Source organism: Veillonella sp. S13054-11, assembly GCF_002959795.1.
GTDB lineage: Bacteria > Bacillota > Negativicutes > Veillonellales > Veillonellaceae > Veillonella > Veillonella parvula_E.
Genome location: NZ_PPCY01000004.1, coordinates 233,523 through 252,010 on the forward strand (window position 1 = coordinate 233,523; position 18,488 = coordinate 252,010).

At 38.2% G+C, this 18,488-nt stretch carries 16 protein-coding genes and 1 pseudogene; 14 read left to right on the plus strand and 3 right to left on the minus strand.

What is annotated here, in order from left to right; all coding sequences use genetic code 11:
* Window positions 1–6 precede the first annotated feature (6 nt).
* Complete coding sequence (gene pflB / locus VPHSUH08_RS04940; RefSeq protein ID WP_105086917.1) at window positions 7–2,124, minus strand: formate C-acetyltransferase; 2,118 nt, start codon at window positions 2,122–2,124, stop codon at window positions 7–9.
* A 521-nt stretch (window positions 2,125–2,645) separates the two neighbouring features.
* Here pflB and VPHSUH08_RS04945 point away from each other — a divergent pair.
* The 6 genes from VPHSUH08_RS04945 to VPHSUH08_RS04970 all read left to right on the plus strand — a co-directional run bounded on the left by VPHSUH08_RS04945 (window position 2,646) and on the right by VPHSUH08_RS04970 (window position 8,051).
* Window positions 2,646–3,518 (plus strand): helix-turn-helix domain-containing protein, encoded by an 873-nt coding sequence (locus VPHSUH08_RS04945; protein ID WP_105086918.1) that lies wholly within the window; start codon window positions 2,646–2,648, stop codon window positions 3,516–3,518.
* Window positions 3,519–3,836: 318 nt separating this feature from the next.
* Window positions 3,837–4,703, plus strand: coding sequence for a DMT family transporter (locus VPHSUH08_RS04950; RefSeq protein WP_105086919.1), 867 nt, complete (start codon window positions 3,837–3,839; stop codon window positions 4,701–4,703).
* Between the two features lie 253 nt (window positions 4,704–4,956).
* Window positions 4,957–5,979, plus strand: a complete 1,023-nt coding sequence (locus VPHSUH08_RS04955; RefSeq protein WP_105086920.1) for a methionine ABC transporter ATP-binding protein — start codon at window positions 4,957–4,959, stop codon at window positions 5,977–5,979.
* A complete protein-coding gene (locus VPHSUH08_RS04960) occupies window positions 5,979–6,650 on the plus strand; it encodes a methionine ABC transporter permease (protein ID WP_105086921.1) in 672 nt (223 codons plus the stop codon). Before VPHSUH08_RS04955 ends, VPHSUH08_RS04960 begins: the two co-directional genes overlap by 1 nt.
* A gap of 54 nt (window positions 6,651–6,704) precedes the next feature.
* Window positions 6,705–7,529 carry a MetQ/NlpA family ABC transporter substrate-binding protein gene (locus tag VPHSUH08_RS04965; RefSeq protein ID WP_105086922.1) on the plus strand — a complete coding sequence of 275 codons (825 nt, stop codon included), beginning with the start codon at window positions 6,705–6,707 and terminating at the stop codon, window positions 7,527–7,529.
* A 312-nt stretch (window positions 7,530–7,841) separates the two neighbouring features.
* The gene (locus VPHSUH08_RS04970; protein ID WP_012863840.1) at window positions 7,842–8,051 is read left to right on the plus strand and encodes a hypothetical protein; all 210 of its coding nucleotides are present in this window, start codon (window positions 7,842–7,844) and stop codon (window positions 8,049–8,051) included.
* Between the two features lie 59 nt (window positions 8,052–8,110).
* On the opposite strand, the pseudogene VPHSUH08_RS09605 reads toward VPHSUH08_RS04970, so the two are convergent.
* Window positions 8,111–8,332, minus strand: a pseudogene (locus VPHSUH08_RS09605) (hypothetical protein); the annotation flags it as partial.
* Window positions 8,333–8,540: 208 nt separating this feature from the next.
* Here VPHSUH08_RS09605 and VPHSUH08_RS04980 point away from each other — a divergent pair.
* From VPHSUH08_RS04980 to VPHSUH08_RS05010, 7 genes are all read left to right on the plus strand, one after another.
* Window positions 8,541–10,007, plus strand: a complete 1,467-nt coding sequence (locus tag VPHSUH08_RS04980; RefSeq protein WP_105086923.1) for a DASS family sodium-coupled anion symporter — start codon at window positions 8,541–8,543, stop codon at window positions 10,005–10,007.
* Window positions 10,008–10,339: 332 nt separating this feature from the next.
* Window positions 10,340–10,744 carry a PACE efflux transporter gene (locus VPHSUH08_RS04985; RefSeq protein WP_105086924.1) on the plus strand — a complete coding sequence of 135 codons (405 nt, stop codon included), beginning with the start codon at window positions 10,340–10,342 and terminating at the stop codon, window positions 10,742–10,744.
* Between the two features lie 58 nt (window positions 10,745–10,802).
* On the plus strand, window positions 10,803–11,306 hold the full coding sequence (locus VPHSUH08_RS04990) for a hypothetical protein (RefSeq protein ID WP_101928728.1): 504 nt from the start codon (window positions 10,803–10,805) through the stop codon (window positions 11,304–11,306).
* 152 nt (window positions 11,307–11,458) lie between these two features.
* On the plus strand, window positions 11,459–12,592 hold the full coding sequence (locus tag VPHSUH08_RS04995) for a PLP-dependent aspartate aminotransferase family protein (RefSeq protein WP_101928729.1): 1,134 nt from the start codon (window positions 11,459–11,461) through the stop codon (window positions 12,590–12,592).
* 10 nt (window positions 12,593–12,602) lie between these two features.
* A complete protein-coding gene (locus VPHSUH08_RS05000) occupies window positions 12,603–13,787 on the plus strand; it encodes a MalY/PatB family protein (RefSeq protein ID WP_105086925.1) in 1,185 nt (394 codons plus the stop codon).
* A gap of 43 nt (window positions 13,788–13,830) precedes the next feature.
* Window positions 13,831–14,790 carry a homoserine O-succinyltransferase gene (gene metA / locus VPHSUH08_RS05005; protein WP_004697897.1) on the plus strand — a complete coding sequence of 320 codons (960 nt, stop codon included), beginning with the start codon at window positions 13,831–13,833 and terminating at the stop codon, window positions 14,788–14,790.
* A gap of 291 nt (window positions 14,791–15,081) precedes the next feature.
* On the plus strand, window positions 15,082–16,353 hold the full coding sequence (locus VPHSUH08_RS05010; protein WP_101928730.1) for an O-acetylhomoserine aminocarboxypropyltransferase/cysteine synthase family protein: 1,272 nt from the start codon (window positions 15,082–15,084) through the stop codon (window positions 16,351–16,353).
* A gap of 482 nt (window positions 16,354–16,835) precedes the next feature.
* On the opposite strand, the gene VPHSUH08_RS05015 is transcribed toward VPHSUH08_RS05010, so the two are convergent.
* Window positions 16,836–17,423: a PepSY domain-containing protein gene (locus VPHSUH08_RS05015; RefSeq protein WP_105086926.1), complete on the minus strand. Its 588-nt coding sequence runs from the start codon at window positions 17,421–17,423 to the stop codon at window positions 16,836–16,838.
* Window positions 17,424–17,817: 394 nt separating this feature from the next.
* Between VPHSUH08_RS05015 and VPHSUH08_RS05020 the strand changes: the two genes are divergently transcribed.
* Window positions 17,818–18,384, plus strand: a complete 567-nt coding sequence (locus VPHSUH08_RS05020; protein ID WP_008602966.1) for a biotin transporter BioY — start codon at window positions 17,818–17,820, stop codon at window positions 18,382–18,384.
* Window positions 18,385–18,488 lie beyond the last annotated feature (104 nt).

Genomic DNA, 18,488 nt, shown 5'->3' on the forward strand with positions numbered 1-18,488 from the left:
AAGATTTTATTTATCTTCCTCTATAGTAACATTTGGTTCGCTGCATGCGAAGTTTGTATTGCTGTTAGGCAATTGAGAAGGGTCTAACTCAATATCAAAATCGCTGACGGAAACAAATGTTTCACCAGATTTACCTAATGCGTCCGGAATGATAGAGAAGGTATTAGAAATACCATCGGAGCAATCACGCCATGGCATTTTAGCTACGGATGCCAACGAGGATACAGCACCGTGAGAATCACGACCGTGCATTGGGTTCGCGCCAGGAGCGAAAGCTTCGCCAGCCTTACGGCCATCTGGAGTAGAACCTGTAGCAGTACCATATACTACGTTGGAAGTAATTGTTAACAAGCTCATAGTAGGAACGGATTGACGATATGTAGGATGTTTACGAATCTTGTTCATAAATGTGGAAACAACCTTTGCTGCCAAGCTATCTACACGGTCATCATCGTTACCATATTTAGGGAAATCACCTTCGATTTCGAAATCAACAGCGATGCCATTTTCGTCACGAATAGGTTTTACCTTAGCATATTTAATAGCGGATAAGGAGTCTGCTACTACGGATAAACCAGCGATACCAGTTGCAAACCAACGAGTTACTTTGCGGTCATGCAATGCCATTTCTAGTTTTTCATAAGCATATTTATCGTGCATGTAGTGAATGATGTTCAATGCATTTACATATACGCCTGCCAACCATTCCATCATGTCGTCGAATTTTTCCCATACTTCGTCAAATTCTAAGTATTCGGAAGTGATAGGGCGGTACTTAGGACCAATTTGTTTCTTCAACTTTTCGTCAACGCCACCGTTGATAGCGTAAAGCAAGCATTTAGCCAAGTTGGAACGAGCACCGAAGAATTGCATTTCTTTACCAATACGCATTGGGGATACGCAACATGCGATTGCGTAGTCATCACCAGAGTTAGGACGCATCAATTCGTCATTTTCGTATTGAATGGAAGATGTTTCAATGGATAATTTCGCACAGAAACGGCGGAAGCCGATTGGCATGCGAGGGGACCACAATACAGTGAGGTTTGGTTCTGGAGCAGGACCAAGGTTAGTCAATGTATGTAGGTAACGGAAGGACATCTTGGAAACCAATGTACGACCGTCAGTACCCATACCACCGATGGATTCAGTGGTCCAAACAGGGTCACCTGTGAACAAATTGTTGTATTCATGGATACGTGCGAAACGAACCATGCGCAATTTCATAATGAAATGGTCTACGAATTCTTGGATTTGTTCCTCTGTGTATGTGCCGTTGCGAAGGTCTCGTTCCGCATAGATATCGAGGAATGTGGAGTTACGACCAATGGACATAGCAGCACCATTTTGCTCTTTAATAGCACCAAGATAGCCGAAGTAAATCCATTGCATAGCTTCACGAACATCCTTAGCTGGTTTGGAAATATCATAGCCATAGGATGCTGCCATCTCTTTCAATTCTTTCAAAGAGCGGATTTGATCTTGTATTTCCTCACGGTCGCGAATGACATCTTCTAGCATGTCACCCATTGTAATGCTAAATTGTTCTTTTTTATCTTCAATGAGATAATCAACACCGTAAAGAGCAATACGACGATAGTCACCGATAATACGACCACGGCTATACGCATCAGGTAGGCCCGTTACGATATGCGCTGTACGAGCTGCACGCATTTCCGGTGTATATACGTCGAATACACCATCATTGTGAGTTTTGCGATGTTTCTTGAAGAAGTCCTCTGTTTGCGGATCCATTTTGAATCCGTATTCTTCGATAGCGGATTTTGCTGTGCGCAAGCCACCATATGGGAACATAGCGCGTTTTAAAGGTTTGTCAGTTTGCAAACCAACGATTGTTTCAAGGTCTTTGTCGATATATCCTGGCGCATGGGCAGTAATGTGTGTGGCCACAGAAGTATCAGCATCGAGCATGCCGCCTTTTTCACGTTCTTCTTCATAAAGCTTCATTACTTGTTCCCACAATTTTGTTGTTCGTTCTGTAGGACCAGAAAGGAAGGAATCGTCCCCTTCATAGGGAATATAGTTTCTTTGAATAAAGTCGCGTACATCAACGGCTTTATCCCACACACCTGTGTTAAAATCTTTCCATGCAGTATGTTGCATTTTGCACCTCCATAAAAGGATATAACTATAGATTTCTATGCCTATAGTGTACAATGTTTGTAGCAATTCTACAATGAATAGATGATATAGATTTTCAATACATACCATGCGATTTTGTGAAGTATCTCATAAAATTCCATAAGCCGAATTGTTGAAGTTTACTTGTATATAGAGGATTATATGAGTTTTTTGTTTTTGCGATCTCACTTGATGTATACATAATAATATGAAATTGCATATCAATATTAATAAAGGGAATAAAAATTTCATTAAAGAGGATGAAGGCGGATTATTCAATAGTATGATCGGATAGTTTATATTTGTGTACTGTTCGGAGGCTGTTTATATCTTGTACAGAATCAGCCTGTAGGTCTTTATAAATGCGCATATATATTGCGATGCTACGGAACGTTGCCAGCCAGGAAAACAAGCGTTTCTTTTCTTCGCTGACATCATATACTATACTTTGAGCAGCTCTTGTTGAAGAGTAATTGATATTGCCTAATATAGGAGGTCACATTATGGATTTTAATGAAAAATTACGGGAGTATAGAAAAGAATCCGGATTATCTCAAGGGAAATTAGCGGAAACGCTCAATGTGTCGAGACAGGCCATAACAAAATGGGAATCGGGCAATGGGATGCCTGATATTTCAAATTTAAAGGCCCTTTCAGCTGTATTCAATATTTCTGTGGATGAATTACTTTCAGAAGAAGCGGTTAAACTTCGATATCCTTATGAAAGTATTGTAGAATACGATATCGATGAGATAAAACATTTCGACATTAAACTGGGTTCTGTTAATCGCGTAAAAATGAGAGCTGGAGAGGGTGAGAAGATAAAGGTTCAACTGGTCAGTGATACTATTGAAAATTTGACGGAACTTGTGAAAGTAAAAATCGATGATATAAAAAGGCGTATCGATGTGGATGTAAATCGTTCCAAATCCTTATCTGAAGAGCTTGTAAAAGAACATTTGTCGATTTTTATAAATTTGCCTGAAAAATATATGGGAGATACGGAGCTAGCGACCCATTGTGAAAAACTAGAGCTATTTGATATTATTAGTGAAAAGTTTGAGCTAGACGGAGAGGCTAAAGAAATTTATATTGCCGGCGGTAACAGTCATATAGAGCTAGATAACAACTCTCCAATGGAGATATATGTAGCGGATTATACGGGGCGAATTGATGTGAATCAGATATCGGCAAAATCTCGTCTGTATGTCCCTCATGAGTATGCTTTCAAAGCGGTGAAAAAAGGTATTCGCACTAAATTGCTCTTCGAAGAACGTGGACATCTTGTAGATGATTTTTCTGTGGCTGAATCAGAAAATCACATTGAAATTAATGGAATCAATAGTGAACTTACGATAGTTAAGCTAAGCAACTAGTTGCCTTAATTACAGGGGTATTCCTACAGCATAGTTTCATAAAGCTTTATTATTTGTTCCTACAATTTTGTTGTACATTTTGTAGGTCCCATAAGGAAGAAATCATCCCCTTCATAGGAATAAAAAGTATGATTTAATTTATTGTAGTGTTAGGGGTATATTATGGTACTATTGAGATAGTGTTATTAAGCTATAAAACATGTAGATAACATGATCTTGGTAGAATGAATCAAGATAGAAATAATTTGGATAGAATATACGTTAATCAAAGTGGATTATAAGATTGTATAGGCGAATGTTATTGAAAGGTGGATGTTAATGACAAATCGAAAGAAAGCACTTTTAGGTGCTTCTGCTACTATTGCGGTGTGGGCTACTGCATTTCCTTCCAGTAAAATCGCATTACAGTCAGTAGATTCATTGACATTGTCTGTGGCAAGGGTCATGGGTGGCGCTTTACTTATGCTGGTAATCGGCGTTGTAAAAGGGCTACATATACCGACAACATGGCGTGAGTGGGGAGTATATATTCTGTTAGGCGCTACAGGGAATTTTGTTTACCAAGTTGTTTTTAACGAAGGCTTGCGCACAATTCCAGCGGCTACATCTAGTATTATTATGGCCTTGACTCCGATGACGACGGCACTGATGGCCATGATTGTTTATAAAGATAAAATTCGTCCCATAGGATGGGTATTTACAATAACGGCTTTTATTGGTGTAGCCATAATCATTCTTTGGAATTCGACCCTTACAATTCCTACAGGTGCATTATGGACCTTGCTAGGAATGACACTCTTTGCGGTTTATAATATCCTTAATCGTGGACTTAGTTTAAAAGGATATAAGCCTATTACCATTGCCATGTGGTCTATGTTTACAGGAGCTATTATGGCATTGCCCTTTGTGGAACATGCTATTGAATTGATTGTGGTGGCACCGATTAGTGCAAAATTTGCTATGGCCTATTTAGCATTCCTATCTAGTGCGTTAGGCTTTGTATTCTGGAGCTTTGCTTTGGAACATGCTGAAAAGGTTTCTGATGTAACTAATTTTATGTATATCTCGCCTATAGTGGCAGCTATTGTAGCAGCCTTCTTATTGGGGGAAATACCTAATATGGGCCTCTATATAGGGGCGCCTATCATTTTAGGATCATTATATCTTTTTAATCGATATAGATAAGTTATTTTTGTTAGAGTCTGAATCGGTTTAGCTTGATGTAAAAAATATAAAATTAGATAAATAGGGATGTAAACCCTTATAAGATAAGAGCTATATAATAAAAGAACCTCAATCTTTTGATTGGTGAGGTTCTTTTTTGTTTGACAGTCATTATAAATTGTAGTAATCTAAGTACATAATTAAAACATACCTTAAAGATATGATTTATAAGAAATATTAATTCCTATCGATGTGCAGGGAAAGAGACAGTACAGTGATTGCTATACGAAATGTAACGAAAGAATTTGATGTTAATAAGCAAAAGGTTAATGCATTATCTGATGTAAATTTTACCATAGAAAAAGGAGACATATTTGGCATTATTGGCTTCAGTGGAGCTGGCAAATCTACACTGTTACGAATGATTAATGCTTTAGAGGTACCTACCTCTGGTCATGTTGAAATAGATGGTGTGAATATCAATGGCTTAAGTTTTAGCGAGCTCAGAAAGGTTCGTAAGCGCATCGGCATGGTGTTTCAACAGTTTAATTTATTGAATGCTAAATCTGTGTATGATAATGTGGCGATTCCATTACTTCTAAATAAAGTTTCTAAATCAGAGATTGATAACAAGGTTAAAACCTTGTTAGACTTTGTTGATTTAGGTGATAAAGCAAATGCCTATCCAGGAGAATTATCTGGTGGTCAAAAGCAGCGCGTTGGTATTGCTCGTGCGTTGGCTACAGATCCATCAATTCTGCTTTGCGATGAAGCAACAAGTGCTCTTGATCCAGATACAACAGAGTCTATTCTTCAATTATTAGAACGCGTTAATCGTGAACTAGGGGTAACAGTCGTTATCGTAACTCATGAGATAGATGTAATCCAAAAGATATGTAATCGCGTTGTAGTTATGGAGCATGGAAAGCTCATAGAGAGCGGATCTGTACTTGAGGTGTTTAGTAAACCTAAACACGAAACAACAAAGCGATTTGTTAGGACTGTAATTCCTGATGAAATTCCATCAACCGTGAAACATACATTAGCTTGTGATAAAAGGCCATACACAATTCTTAAGATGCATTTCTTAGGAAATAATACGACAGATAATGTTCTATATCATATTAATAAAACCTTTGATTTAGAAACGAGTGTATTATTTGCTACGGTAACAGAGTTAGAACATACTGTACTTGGTATTTTCATTGTTCAGTTTATTGGTGATGATCTGGAAGTGGGCAAGGTAAAAGAGTATCTTGTAGCGCAAGGCATCGAATGGCAGGAGGTGACACTATAATGGACTTCTTTATGCAAGAACTTGGCGTTCCCGGTTCGCAGTTAGTACTAGCTGCAGAACAGACATTATATATGGTGTTCCTGTCTTTATTCATTGGTACCGTACTAGGTCTAATTATCGCAGTTACACTAGTGGTGACAAATCCTAATGGCATCATTAAAAATATTGTGGTCTATACTATAACAAATACAATTGTTAATATCGTGCGTTCTGTACCATTTATCATTTTGATGGTGTTTATCTTGCCATTAACAAAGATGATTGTTGGTACTCGTGTTGGTACAACAGCGGCCATCGTACCGCTTGTTATATTCATTGCGCCGTATCTTGCTCGACTCTTTGAAAACTCTATTTTAGAGGTCAATAAAGGCATTATTGAGGCTGCACAGTCGATGGGGGCCTCTCATTTTGAGGTGATTTGGCATTTCCTTTTACCAGAGGCAAAGGGTTCGCTTATTCTATCTATTACAACAGGTACCATAGGTCTTATCGGTGCTACTGCTATGGCTGGTGCCATTGGTGCTGGTGGTGTAGGTGATTTGGCCCTTACTTATGGTTATGAACGGTTGAACTTTCCATTGATGTTATTTACCGTTGTTATTTTAATTATTTTTGTTCAAATTATTCAAACAATAGGTAACTACTTTGCACGTCGTGCGCGTCGTTCCTAATTTGATGAAATAGATTTTAGTTATATGGATTGTGAAAGTATAGGAGAATGTACTATGAAATTTAAAAAAATCCTTGCCCTTGGTGTGGCATTAGTATTTAGCGTAGCTTTTATCGCAGGTTGTGGTTCTAATAATAGTGATAATGGTGCTAAAAAAGAATTAACCTATAGTAAATCTCAAGGCCCTTATTCTGAATTGTTTGAAAAAGGTGTAAAACCAATTTTAGAAAAACAAGGCTATACCTTCAAAGGTGTAGATATGTCTGACTTGGTACAAGCAGACCAAGTATTGAGTGATGGTGAAGTGGATTTTAATGTTGAACAACATACAGCATACATGAAAAACTTCAACGAAAAACAAAATGGTCATCTTGTAGCATTGACTCCAATTCCAACAGTGCCAGCTGGTATCTTTAGTGGTTCTAAGACATCTTTAGATCAAGTAGCTGATGGCGATACTATTGCAGTTCCTAATGATGCATCTAACATGGCTCGTGCTTATGTGCTATTGCAAAAAATCGGTTGGATTAAACTTGATCCTAACAAAGATTTAGCAACAGTAACACAAGCGGATATTGTTGAAAACCCTAAACATCTTAAATTTACAGAAATGAAATCCCTTACAATTCCTTCTGTACGTACTGATTTTGATTATATCGTTATTACAGGTGCTATTATCTATAATGCAAAAATCGATCCTAAATCCGCATTGGCAAATGAAGATGTATTGCCACAATGGTTATTACAACTTGTAGTTAATGAGAAAAATAAAGATGCACAATGGGCAAAAGACATTGTAGCAGCTTACCAATCTCAAGAATTCAAAGACTACATGGAGAAAAATAATAACGGCCTATGGTTCGTACCAAAAGGTGAATAAATAAGAGAACCACCGATAAGTTGCAGCTTATCGGTGGTTCTTTTTTCCTATAATTCTATTGTATGGTAATACAAAAAATAAACCAATTAACAGTCAATAACGTCCAATCAAGCGGACAAATGAGTGTTAATCAGTTTATGATTAACAATAGTATACTAAACGAAAAAGATTTAGACAAGCTTCAAAAACAATATAATTATCAGTACTATCAAGCTGCGTGTCATGGGTCGTCACATGATTTTGATTTGTTTGATTTAGGTGCTATTAGGTTAACTACGGAACAAGGTTTGAATAAAATAAGGGTTTCACCTAATGATTTTAATTTATATGAAATTATATATTATAATAAAAAGCAGAATTACTGCTGCTGCTGTACATAAAGGTACAGGTAGTCAGACCAGTAATTCTGCTTCTATGGTTACTATATATGAAATGACGAAAGATATCAATGATGGATATGGAACCCTTCACATTGATGTTAATGGTAATCCTGAATTTTATATACTTATTCCTGCCACATAGTTTTCGTATAGTTCTTTATAGTGACCACCGCGTTTGATGAGTTCGTGGTGTGTTCCTTGTTCTGTGATAGTGCCGGTAAAAATCCAAGTATCTTGCAGTACCATGCCTACCGTGTTGTGTAAGCTTTCACGAGATACGTCGCGAATATCTACGCCATCGTTGATGATTGTGGCCGTTAAGGTTGGTATATATAATGTGCCTGCCACGGTGAGTAACGAAAGAATTGATACGATAATGACTGGAAACCATAAAGATTTTATATAGCGTATAAAAGGTTTCATTTAAATCCTTTCAGTAATTTTAGTTAAATTAATAATTTTCGATATTTATATTGTATTGTATAAAACCAAAAATATCTAGTAAAAACTATTACTAAAAGTTTAGTATTAATCAATAAGTATTATGACGAATATTATATTCTCACTAAAAAAATTCTGCTATACTGTATTAGCAATTTTGCAGTTTTATTTTTAGTAAGGAGTGTTCTTAATGAAGTTGAATTGGAAATTATTTGCACCGCTTGTAGTAGCTATTCTTGTATGGCTCATCGGTGCTCCTGAAGGTCTTAGCGCAAATTCTTGGATTTATGTAAGTATTTTTGCAGGCCTTGTGGTGGGGTTGATTTTAGAACCAATGCCACCAGCTTTCATCGGTATCATTGCTGTTACCGTATCTATGTTATTTAAGGTTGGTCCAGCACCTATTATAGACAAAGCAACTGGTGTAGCAAAGGCTATTACGGATGCCCAAGCTATCAGCTGGGGACTTAGCGGTTTCTCTAATGCTATCGTGTGGTTGATATTCGCAGCATTTATGATCGGTATCGGTTATGAAAATTCTGGTCTTGGTCGACGTATTGCATTGTTCCTCGTAGCCAAGCTTGGAAAGTCCTCTTTAGGCCTTGGGTATGCTATTGCTATTACTGACCTTGTGTTGGCTCCATTTATTCCAAGTAATGCGGCTCGTTCTGGTGGTACGATTTATCCAATTGTATCTAGTATTTGTCCGATGTTCGATTCTTACCCCGATAAGAATCCTCGTAAAATTGGTTCCTATTTGAACTGGGTAGCATTGGCAACAACTTGTGTATCTAGCTCTATTTTCTTGACTGGTGCGGCGCCAAATCCATTGGCTCTTGAATTGTCTGCAAAGTCGGGTATCGTAGCTGCCAACTGGGGCACATGGTTCCTAGCATTCTTGCCAGTGGGTATTATACTATTTATCATCACACCATTATTGACCTATGTATTCTGTAAACCGGAGGTAAAAGGGTCCCCTGAAATTGCAGCATGGGCAAGGGATGAATATAAGAAATTAGGTTCCATGACACGCAGTGAAATTTTCATGGCCTTGATTTCCGTGTTGGCTCTTGTGTTGTGGATTGGTGCTTCTACATTCAAAGTAAACCCTACAACAACAGCTTTGATTGTTATTATCTTGATGATTTTCACTAAGATTATGACATGGCAAGACTTCCTTGCTAACAAACCAGCATGGAATGTTTTGACTTGGTTTGCTACACTCGTACCTATGGCTTCTGGCCTTAAAAATGTAGGTTTCTTAGACTGGCTTGCTAAATCTGCTGGTGATTCTTTGGTTTCTTTAGATCCTACAATGGCAGTTCTTGGCTTGTTATTAGCATTTTGCTTACTTCGTTACTTCTTTGCTTCTGGCACTGCTTATGTAACAGCTATGGTAGGCTTGTTTGCTACTCTAATTCTTCAAATTCCTGGTGTTGATCCAGCTCAAGTTATGTTAATTCTTTTAGTACCAATGGGTATTATGGGTATCCTTACACCATATGGTACTGGTCACAGTCCAATCTGGTTTGCTAGTGGCTATAACAAAGGGCCTGAATTCTGGAAATTAGGCGCTATCTTTGGGATTATCTACCTTGCGATATTTATCGTGGTGGGTATTCCATGGATTCAGTTCGTAATGCCACTTTTAGGATAGCTTTCCGCCGCATTGTATCTTCTTGCGCTCCATTCGCTGCAAGTCGCTTAGTAGATACAATGCGGCTTCTTTTTATCCTGAAATGGCAATACTCACTTCGGGAGTAGCAAGTCGAGCTTACAGAACACTACGAGGGGCTTTCCTTATACCCGAAAAGGGTATAACTCACTTCAGGAAAAGTAAGTAGAGCTTACAGAACACTACGAGGGGCTTTCCTTATATCCGAAAATGGCATAACTCGACAGAGCTCGACAAATCTAAAATAATAAATATAATATTGATGTGATAGTAAATATCTTTTTTGGGGTTTCTGATGGAGGTGGTTTATTATTATGTCTGCTACAGAGCGTGTTGTACAGTCGATTTTATATGAGTTGGGCTGTGTTATGATTGGCTGGTCGGTGATGCAGTTTGTTCCTCATGAGGGTCAGCCTCTTGCTTTGATGGTTATTTTTTCCTTACTGGCTATGGTTTGGAATTTTGTGTTTAACTGGATATTTGATAAACTAGTACCAGGTGATCGATTAGCACGAGGGCCTGTAATCCGCACAATTCATGCAGTGTTGTTTGAAGGTTTGTTTATGCTTGCCACAGTGCCTATTATTATGTACATGATGCATATGAGCTTTTGGATGGCCTTTGCTACAGATATAACGATGACATTAGTCATATTAGGTTATACTTATATTTATAATTGGGTATATGATCGAGCACGTCTATATTTTGTAGAGGCTTAATTTTAAATGTGAGGTAGGTACCTCTTGTAAAATCTATATCGTATAGTAGGAGGTTCTTATGTCTACAAAATCTATTACCGGCACAGGTCTCTTGTTGGCCGTTGCCTTATTGGCGCAAAGCTTGCGCCTTATGTTTCCATTTATTCCAAACCAAGTGAGTATGTTCCTCATCGGTTCCATTACATCTGCTACATTTGTTTTAGCGACGTGGCGCTATGGTTGGAAGAATGGTCTCGTTATCGCTTGGATCGCTCCGGTAGTAGCGCATTTACAAGGTATGTTACCGCTACCGCCGTTCATTTTGATTACGGCTCTTGGCACGACAGCGTATGTATTTGTGGCACATTGGTTACAACATAAGCCAAAGCTTTTACTTATTATTGTGGCGGCTTTGGTAAAAGCCGGCGTACTCTTTGGCGGGTATTCCTTGTTTTTCTCCTTGTTCCAATTTCCACCAAAGATTGTAAATACCATGCTTTTCGTATCTAGTTGGCCGCAATTGGTAACTTCGTCATTAGGGATTATTTTGGCATTACTTATTACTAAACGCACTAAAAATTAGGTCAACTTAACTTAGAGTTATGACAACCCATTCAAAATAGATATGTCTTTTTAGGGGCACTCAGGATGTATGAGTGCCCATTTTTGTTGACCTTAATCATTGTCTACTCTTATAATTAACATATTGTATACAAATATGAGGAGTTGATTGGAATGAAGTTTAATACAAAATGCGTTCATGGCAGTGGTAAACCGGATGATACCGGTGCGATTTCCCCTGCAATCTATATGTCTAGTACGTTCTCTCATCCAAAGTTGGGTGATACAACAGGTTACCAATATTCACGTGAGTCTAATCCAACACGTGACCGCTTAGAACAATTGATAGCTGGCCTTGAAGAAGGTACAGATGCATTGGCATTTTCCTCCGGTATGGCAGCTGTGGACGCAGTATTCCACCTATTCTCTCCTGGAGATCACATCATCTTAGGTGATGATTTATATGGTGGTTCTATCCGTATGTTCACAAATATTTATGAACAGAACGGCATTGAGTTCACTTATGTAGGCACCTCTGATCTTGATGCGGTGAAAGCTGCTTTTAAACCGAATACAAAGGCTGTTTATATTGAAACACCGACAAATCCTATGATGGAGATTACCGATATTCGTGCACTCTGTGCAATGGCGCATGCACGTAATGCGCTAGTAATCATCGACAATACTTTTCTAAGTCCATATTTCCAAAAGCCATTGACCTTGGGTGCCGATATTGTCGTTCATAGTGGTACCAAATTCATTGGTGGTCATCATGATGTAATTTCTGGCTTTACTATTGTAAAAGATGAAGAAATCGCTGCAAAATTGCGTTTAACATACAAAACAGTTGGTGCATGCCTATCCGCTATGGATAGCTGGCTCGTTATTCGCGGCGTAAAAACATTGGCACTTCGTATGGAGCAACACCAAAAGAATGCCATTGCTCTTGCGGAATGGCTAAAGACACAACCTAAGGTAACAAAAGTATTGTTCCCAGGACTTCCTGAACATCCGGGCTATGAAATCAATAAAGCTCAAACAACAGGCTTTGGCGGCATGTTATCCTTCGAAGTAGATAGCGAAGAAACGGCTAAACAAGTATTAGAAGGTATTGAGCTTATTCAATTCGCTGAAAGTCTTGGTGGTACAGAATCCTTGTTGACATACCCTGTAACGCAAACACATCCAGATTTAAAACCGGAAGATGCAGAACGTAAAGGTATTACACGTCGTTTGTTGCGTTTATCTGTAGGGATTGAAGATACAGAAGACTTGATTGCAGACTTGGAACAAGCTTTTAATAAATAAAGGAGTTCCTATGGGACAATATAACTTTGATCAAATTTTAGATAGAACGCACACGAAATCTTTAAAATATGATTTTGCTGTAAAACGAGGCAAACCTGCGGATGTGTTGCCATTCTGGGTAGCGGATATGGATTTTGAAATTCCCCCTGAATTGAAGCAAATTTTATTAGACCGCGTAAACCATGGTGTGTTCGGATATACCGAGTCCGACGACGAATACTTTGATGTGTTACAAAATTGGTTTAGCACTCGTTTTAACTGGATTCCAGAACAAAAATGGCTTGTTAAAACGCCTGGGATTGTATTTGCTTTGGCGATGGCGGTGCGAGCTTTCACCAAGGAGGGTGAAGGTGTGCTCATCAACCAACCAGTGTACTACCCATTTAGCATGGTTATTGATGACAACAATCGGCATCTTATCAATGTGCCGCTCATCAAAGGCGAAGAGAGATATACTATCGACTTTGAAGGCATTGAGCGAGCTATCGTTGAGGAAAATGTTACATTATTCCTCTTGTGTAACCCCCATAATCCGGTAGGACGCGTGTGGACTGAGGACGAGTTGAAACGCCTCGGCGATATTTGTATTAAACATAATGTGCTCATTGTGAGCGATGAAATCCATGCAGATTTTGTATGGAAAGGGCATACGCATAAGGTCTTTGCCGCTCTTGGTGAAAGCTATGCAGAACACTGTATTGTATGTACAGCACCTAGTAAGACCTTCAACATTGCAGGCTTACAAGTAAGTAATATTTTCATTCCTAATGATTCCTTACGCCGCCGTTTTATCAAAGAAATCGATCGTGCTGGTTATAGCCAATTGAACACGATGGGGATTGTGGGCTGTGAAGGGGCCTACAAAGTAGGGGCTCCTTGGCTTGATGAATTGAAAGAATATATTCAAGACAATATTCAATTTACCATCGACTATATAGCAAAATATATGCCAAAAATCCATGTGTATCGGCCTGAAGGGACATATCTCATGTGGCTAGATTGTTCTCAATTGCCGCTGAGCCCTAAAGAGCGAGATGAATGGATCGTTAATGATGCCAAGTTATGGCTCGATACGGGTTCTATGTTTGGCATCGATGGGGAGGACTTTGAACGCATTAATGTTGCTTGTCCTCGTAAAATATTAGAAGAAGGGTTCGAATCTTGGCGCCGTGCCTATGAGGCTAAGGGCTTTTAATTAGATTAGGTTATCAAATTGTAGAATATGTAGAGGTGACATTATGCCTATTAAAGTAATAAAAAATTTACCGGCCATAACGAAATTAGCTCAAGAGAATATTTTCGTTATGGATACTGAGCGGGCGGAAAATCAACAGATCCGACCTTTGCAAATTTTGCTAGTCAATTTGATGCCTACTAAAGAAGTGACGGAGACGCAAATTTTGCGTGCTCTCAGTAATAGCCCATTGCAAGTTAATTTAACATTGTTGCATACCGCATCTCGTAAGGCTAAAAATACAGATGAACAATATTTAGAAACTTTCTATCGTACTTTTGATGAGGTAAAAGACCAGTTCTTTGACGGTATGATTATTACCGGTGCTCCTGTTGAGTTAATGCCTTTTGAAGAGGTAGACTATTGGTCTGAACTCGTAGAAATCATGAACTGGGGCGAAGAACATGTATATTCGACCTTCTATATCTGTTGGGGGGCTCAAGCTGGTTTATATCATCACTTTGGTATTAACAAATCTATTATGGATGAGAAATTATTCGGTGTTTATGAACACGATATTTATAATGATCGACCAGTGCTCATGCGTGGATTTGATGAAAAGTTTTGGATGCCACATTCTCGTCACACTACAGTTTCTTTGCAACAAATTAAGGAAAATCGTGACTTGGAACTTTTGGCTGGGTCTGAACCAACAGGTGCTGCTATCGTTCGTAGTTTAGATAATAAGCATATCTTTGTATTTGGTCATGCCGAATACGATTGGGACACACTTAACCGTGAGTACGTGCGGGATATCAAAAAAGGTATGGATATTGCAGTTCCTGAAAACTACTTCCCGGATAATGATCCAAAACAACGTCCCATCGTGCGCTGGCGCTCTGTAAGTACACTATTATTTACAAACTGGTTGAACTACTATGTATACCAAGAAACACCGTACATCATTGAACAAATCCAAAAAATGAAATTTGAACGGGATAAAAATTTAGGCGCTTACATCTAAATGTAAGTACTTATTTCTAATCTATTGATAGTAATATGTACCCCTAATTACTTCTAACATTTCTCAAGGGAACTAGTTCTTTGGAAGTAATTAGGGGATTTTTATTTTTCATAAAATGATTTAGTTCGCATTAGAGTCTTTGGTAAAAGTTTTTATCGTCCTTTGCTTACCATAGTTTAAAGTTATGGAGAAGACCATATAAAAAATAGTAGACATATTTTTTAAAACATAGTACTATACTAGGCATAAAGAATGAACTCAATTCACAGTTAATATAAAGGAGTTGTTATAATGAGCAAACAATACAGATTTGAAACATTACAATTACATGCTGGTCATACCGTGGATCCAACAGGTTCTCGTGCAGTACCTATTTACCAAACTACATCTTTCGTATTTAAAGATGCAGAAGAAGCAGCAGGCCGTTTTGCATTGACTAATCCTGGTGGTATTTACTCTCGCCTTGGCAATCCTACAACCGATGTATTGGATGCTCGTGTGGCAGAACTTGAAGGTGGCGCAGGCGGTATAGCTGTAGCATCTGGCTCTGCAGCAATTACATATTCCATTTTGAACGTAGCTAACGCTGGTGATAATATCGTATCAGCATCTACATTGTACGGTGGTACTTATAATTTGTTTACTGCTACATTGCCTCGATTGGGGATTCAAACTAAATTCGTAAATCCCGATCATTTGGAAGAATTTGAAGCAGCTATCGATGAAAAGACTAAAGCCGTTTATATCGAATCTATTGGTAACCCTGGTATTAATCTTATCGATGTACAAGCCATAGCTGATATTGCACATAAACACAATATCATCTTGATTGTAGACAATACATTTGCATCTCCATACTTATTCCGTCCATTAGAACATGGTGCTGACGTAGTTGTACACTCTGCTACTAAATACCTTGGTGGTCACGGTACAACATTGGCTGGCGTAGTTGTAGAATCTGGTAAATTCGACTATAAAGGTTCTGGTAAATACCCTGGCTTCTCCGAAGGTGACGAACACTACAATGGATTAGTATTTGGTAATTTGCCAATCCCATTCACTGTAAAAATTCGTGCTCAATTACTTCGTGATACTGGTGCATGCATTACTCCACTTGCAGCATGGCAAATCTTACAAGGTATTGAAACATTGTCCTTGCGCGTAGAACGTCACGTAGAAAATGCTCGTAAAGTAGTAGATTTCTTGAGCAAACATCCTAAGGTAGCATGGGTAAGCTATCCAGAATTAGAAGACAGCAAATACAAAGCATTAGCTGATAAATACTTCCCTAAAGGTGTTGGTGCAGTATTCACATTCGGTGTAAAAGGTGGTAAAGAAGCAGGTATTAAACTTGTTGACTCCTTGGAAATCTTCTCCAACCTTGCCAACGTAGCAGATGCTAAATCTCTTGTTATCCATCCTGCATCCACAACACATGCACAACTTAACGAAGAACAACAAAAATCTGCTGGCGTAACACCAGATATGATCCGTGTATCCATCGGCCTTGAAAATATCGATGATATCATCGAAGACTTGGCACAAGCTTTAGATAAAGCATAATTTTCGTACCTCTTGTTTGGAAAACTATAGATCAAACCTTTAAAACTTACAAATGACATCCTTAAGCTGAACTTTGCTTAAGAAATAGAACACATAACTATCAAACCTATAAAACTTATACAAAAGGCCTCCCGCAGGGAGGCTTTTTTGTTATTAGTGTGTTGTTGTCTTTATAAGAATGAAATGTTGTGTAGGTGTAATATAATCTTGATAGAATGGGCATAAAAAGACCTTGGATTTAATGATCCAAGGTCTTTAAGGGAGTATAGTGTGTGTAACGTTTGGTCTGTGGTGTGTGAGCACAGACCGTTTTCCTATTGTGTGAGATAGGATTTAGGGAGTCCGTGGTTAGTGTTACGGGCTCTCTGAGAGTGTGTTAGAGAGTGTATCCAAAGGATACAGTGTGTATAGTATGTGTGTTATATGTGTAGTGTGTCATCTAAGTGGGTTAGGATAGGGTTTCACTTGATGAAATGAAAATCTTAGTATTTTGTGTTTTTAACTTTAGCGCTAATAACTTTACCGGATGTAGCGTCTACTTTTACTTCAGCATTTTTACTGCCGCCAGTTGTCATATCGAATTCATATACAACTCTGCCGTTTTCACGTTCAACGGTCCAATCCATAGTTTGGAAATCAGAACCAACTTTTTCCATAGCTTTTGTTTCAGCTACTTCAGGAATGATGATGTTTTGAACGTTAATTGTTTTAGAAGCTTTGGAGTAACCTTTTACTTCTTTACCAACGATTTGACCAGATGCTTCGTCTACTTTAAGCTCTACTTCACGGTTGCCATAATAACCTTCTACTTCATAGTAAGGATTGTGTTTTGCATCATAGGAAATAGATTTTACAGTAGCGCCAGGGAATTGTTGTTGGAATACTGTAACAGCGCCCATATAGTCAACAGAATAGTTAGCTTGTGCGGATGGAGCAACGCTACCAACACCGTTCCAGTTGCTATGGTTGTTGTAACCATGGTTGCTAGCTGCACCAACTACACCTGCTAATAATACTGTACTAACGCCAAATGCACATAGTACTTTGGATACTTTCTTAACATTTTTCATAAGCAATGCCTCCTGATACCAAATTATAATTTTCGTTTAGTTACGATTTTGTGAAAGTAGGTTTTACTCAATCTACTTACGTATAATTTAATCTTGTTATATGAAAGATAAATGAAGTTTAGTAGTTTTTGTATGAAGATGAGTATATCTTTTAGTTATTATGAACTATTGATAATAACTATTAGCTATAGTCAAATTTAAAAAGTACTAAAAACATAGTATATATAGTATTAGACTATATAGTAAACTAAAAGTCAATCACTATAGTTGACAATTAAAAATACAAGTGCTTTAATTTAGATAGTTAGTAGTTTGTTTCCGTGTTATCTTGGACTTTTATTCTCCATTGATAGCACAAATTCCTGCTTAGGTCTGTTATGAATGGAGGTATACCATGAGCTCTACTGTATCAAAACAAACTCGCATTACCACCCGTCAGTTAACGATGACAGCACTCTTTGTGGCGCTAATCGCGGTTGGTGCTTTTATACGGGTCCCATTACCGAATTGTCCGTTTACATTGCAAATCTTATTTACTACATTAGCGGGCATTGTTTTAGGTAGTCGTTTAGGTGCCGCTAGTGTTGGCATTTATATTGTACTAGGTCTTGTTGGGGTTCCTATTTTTACATCTGGCGGTGGTCCTAGTTATATTTTGCAACCTACCTTTGGTTATTTAATTGGTTTTATGGTTGGTGCGTATGCAGTAGGACGCATTGCAGAGACAATGGATACACTATCGTTTAAACGTTTGCTAGCCGGATCCATATTAAATCTATTTATTGTATATGGTCTTGGCATGGTGTACCTATACTTTATTATGAATCTGTATTTAGGTAAGCCGATTGGTGTGGAAGCTGTCATTATTACTTGCTTCCTAATCCCAGTTGGCCCAGATATTTTCTTGTGCGCTGTAGCAGCATCTCTCGGCAAGAGAATTATTAAAGAATTACAGCACTAATAGGACGTTTTAATAACTATTATAATTAGAATAACTAGAATAACTAGAATAACTATTATAACTATTATAAGGCGTCAATCTGTTGTAGATTCATATAGACATTG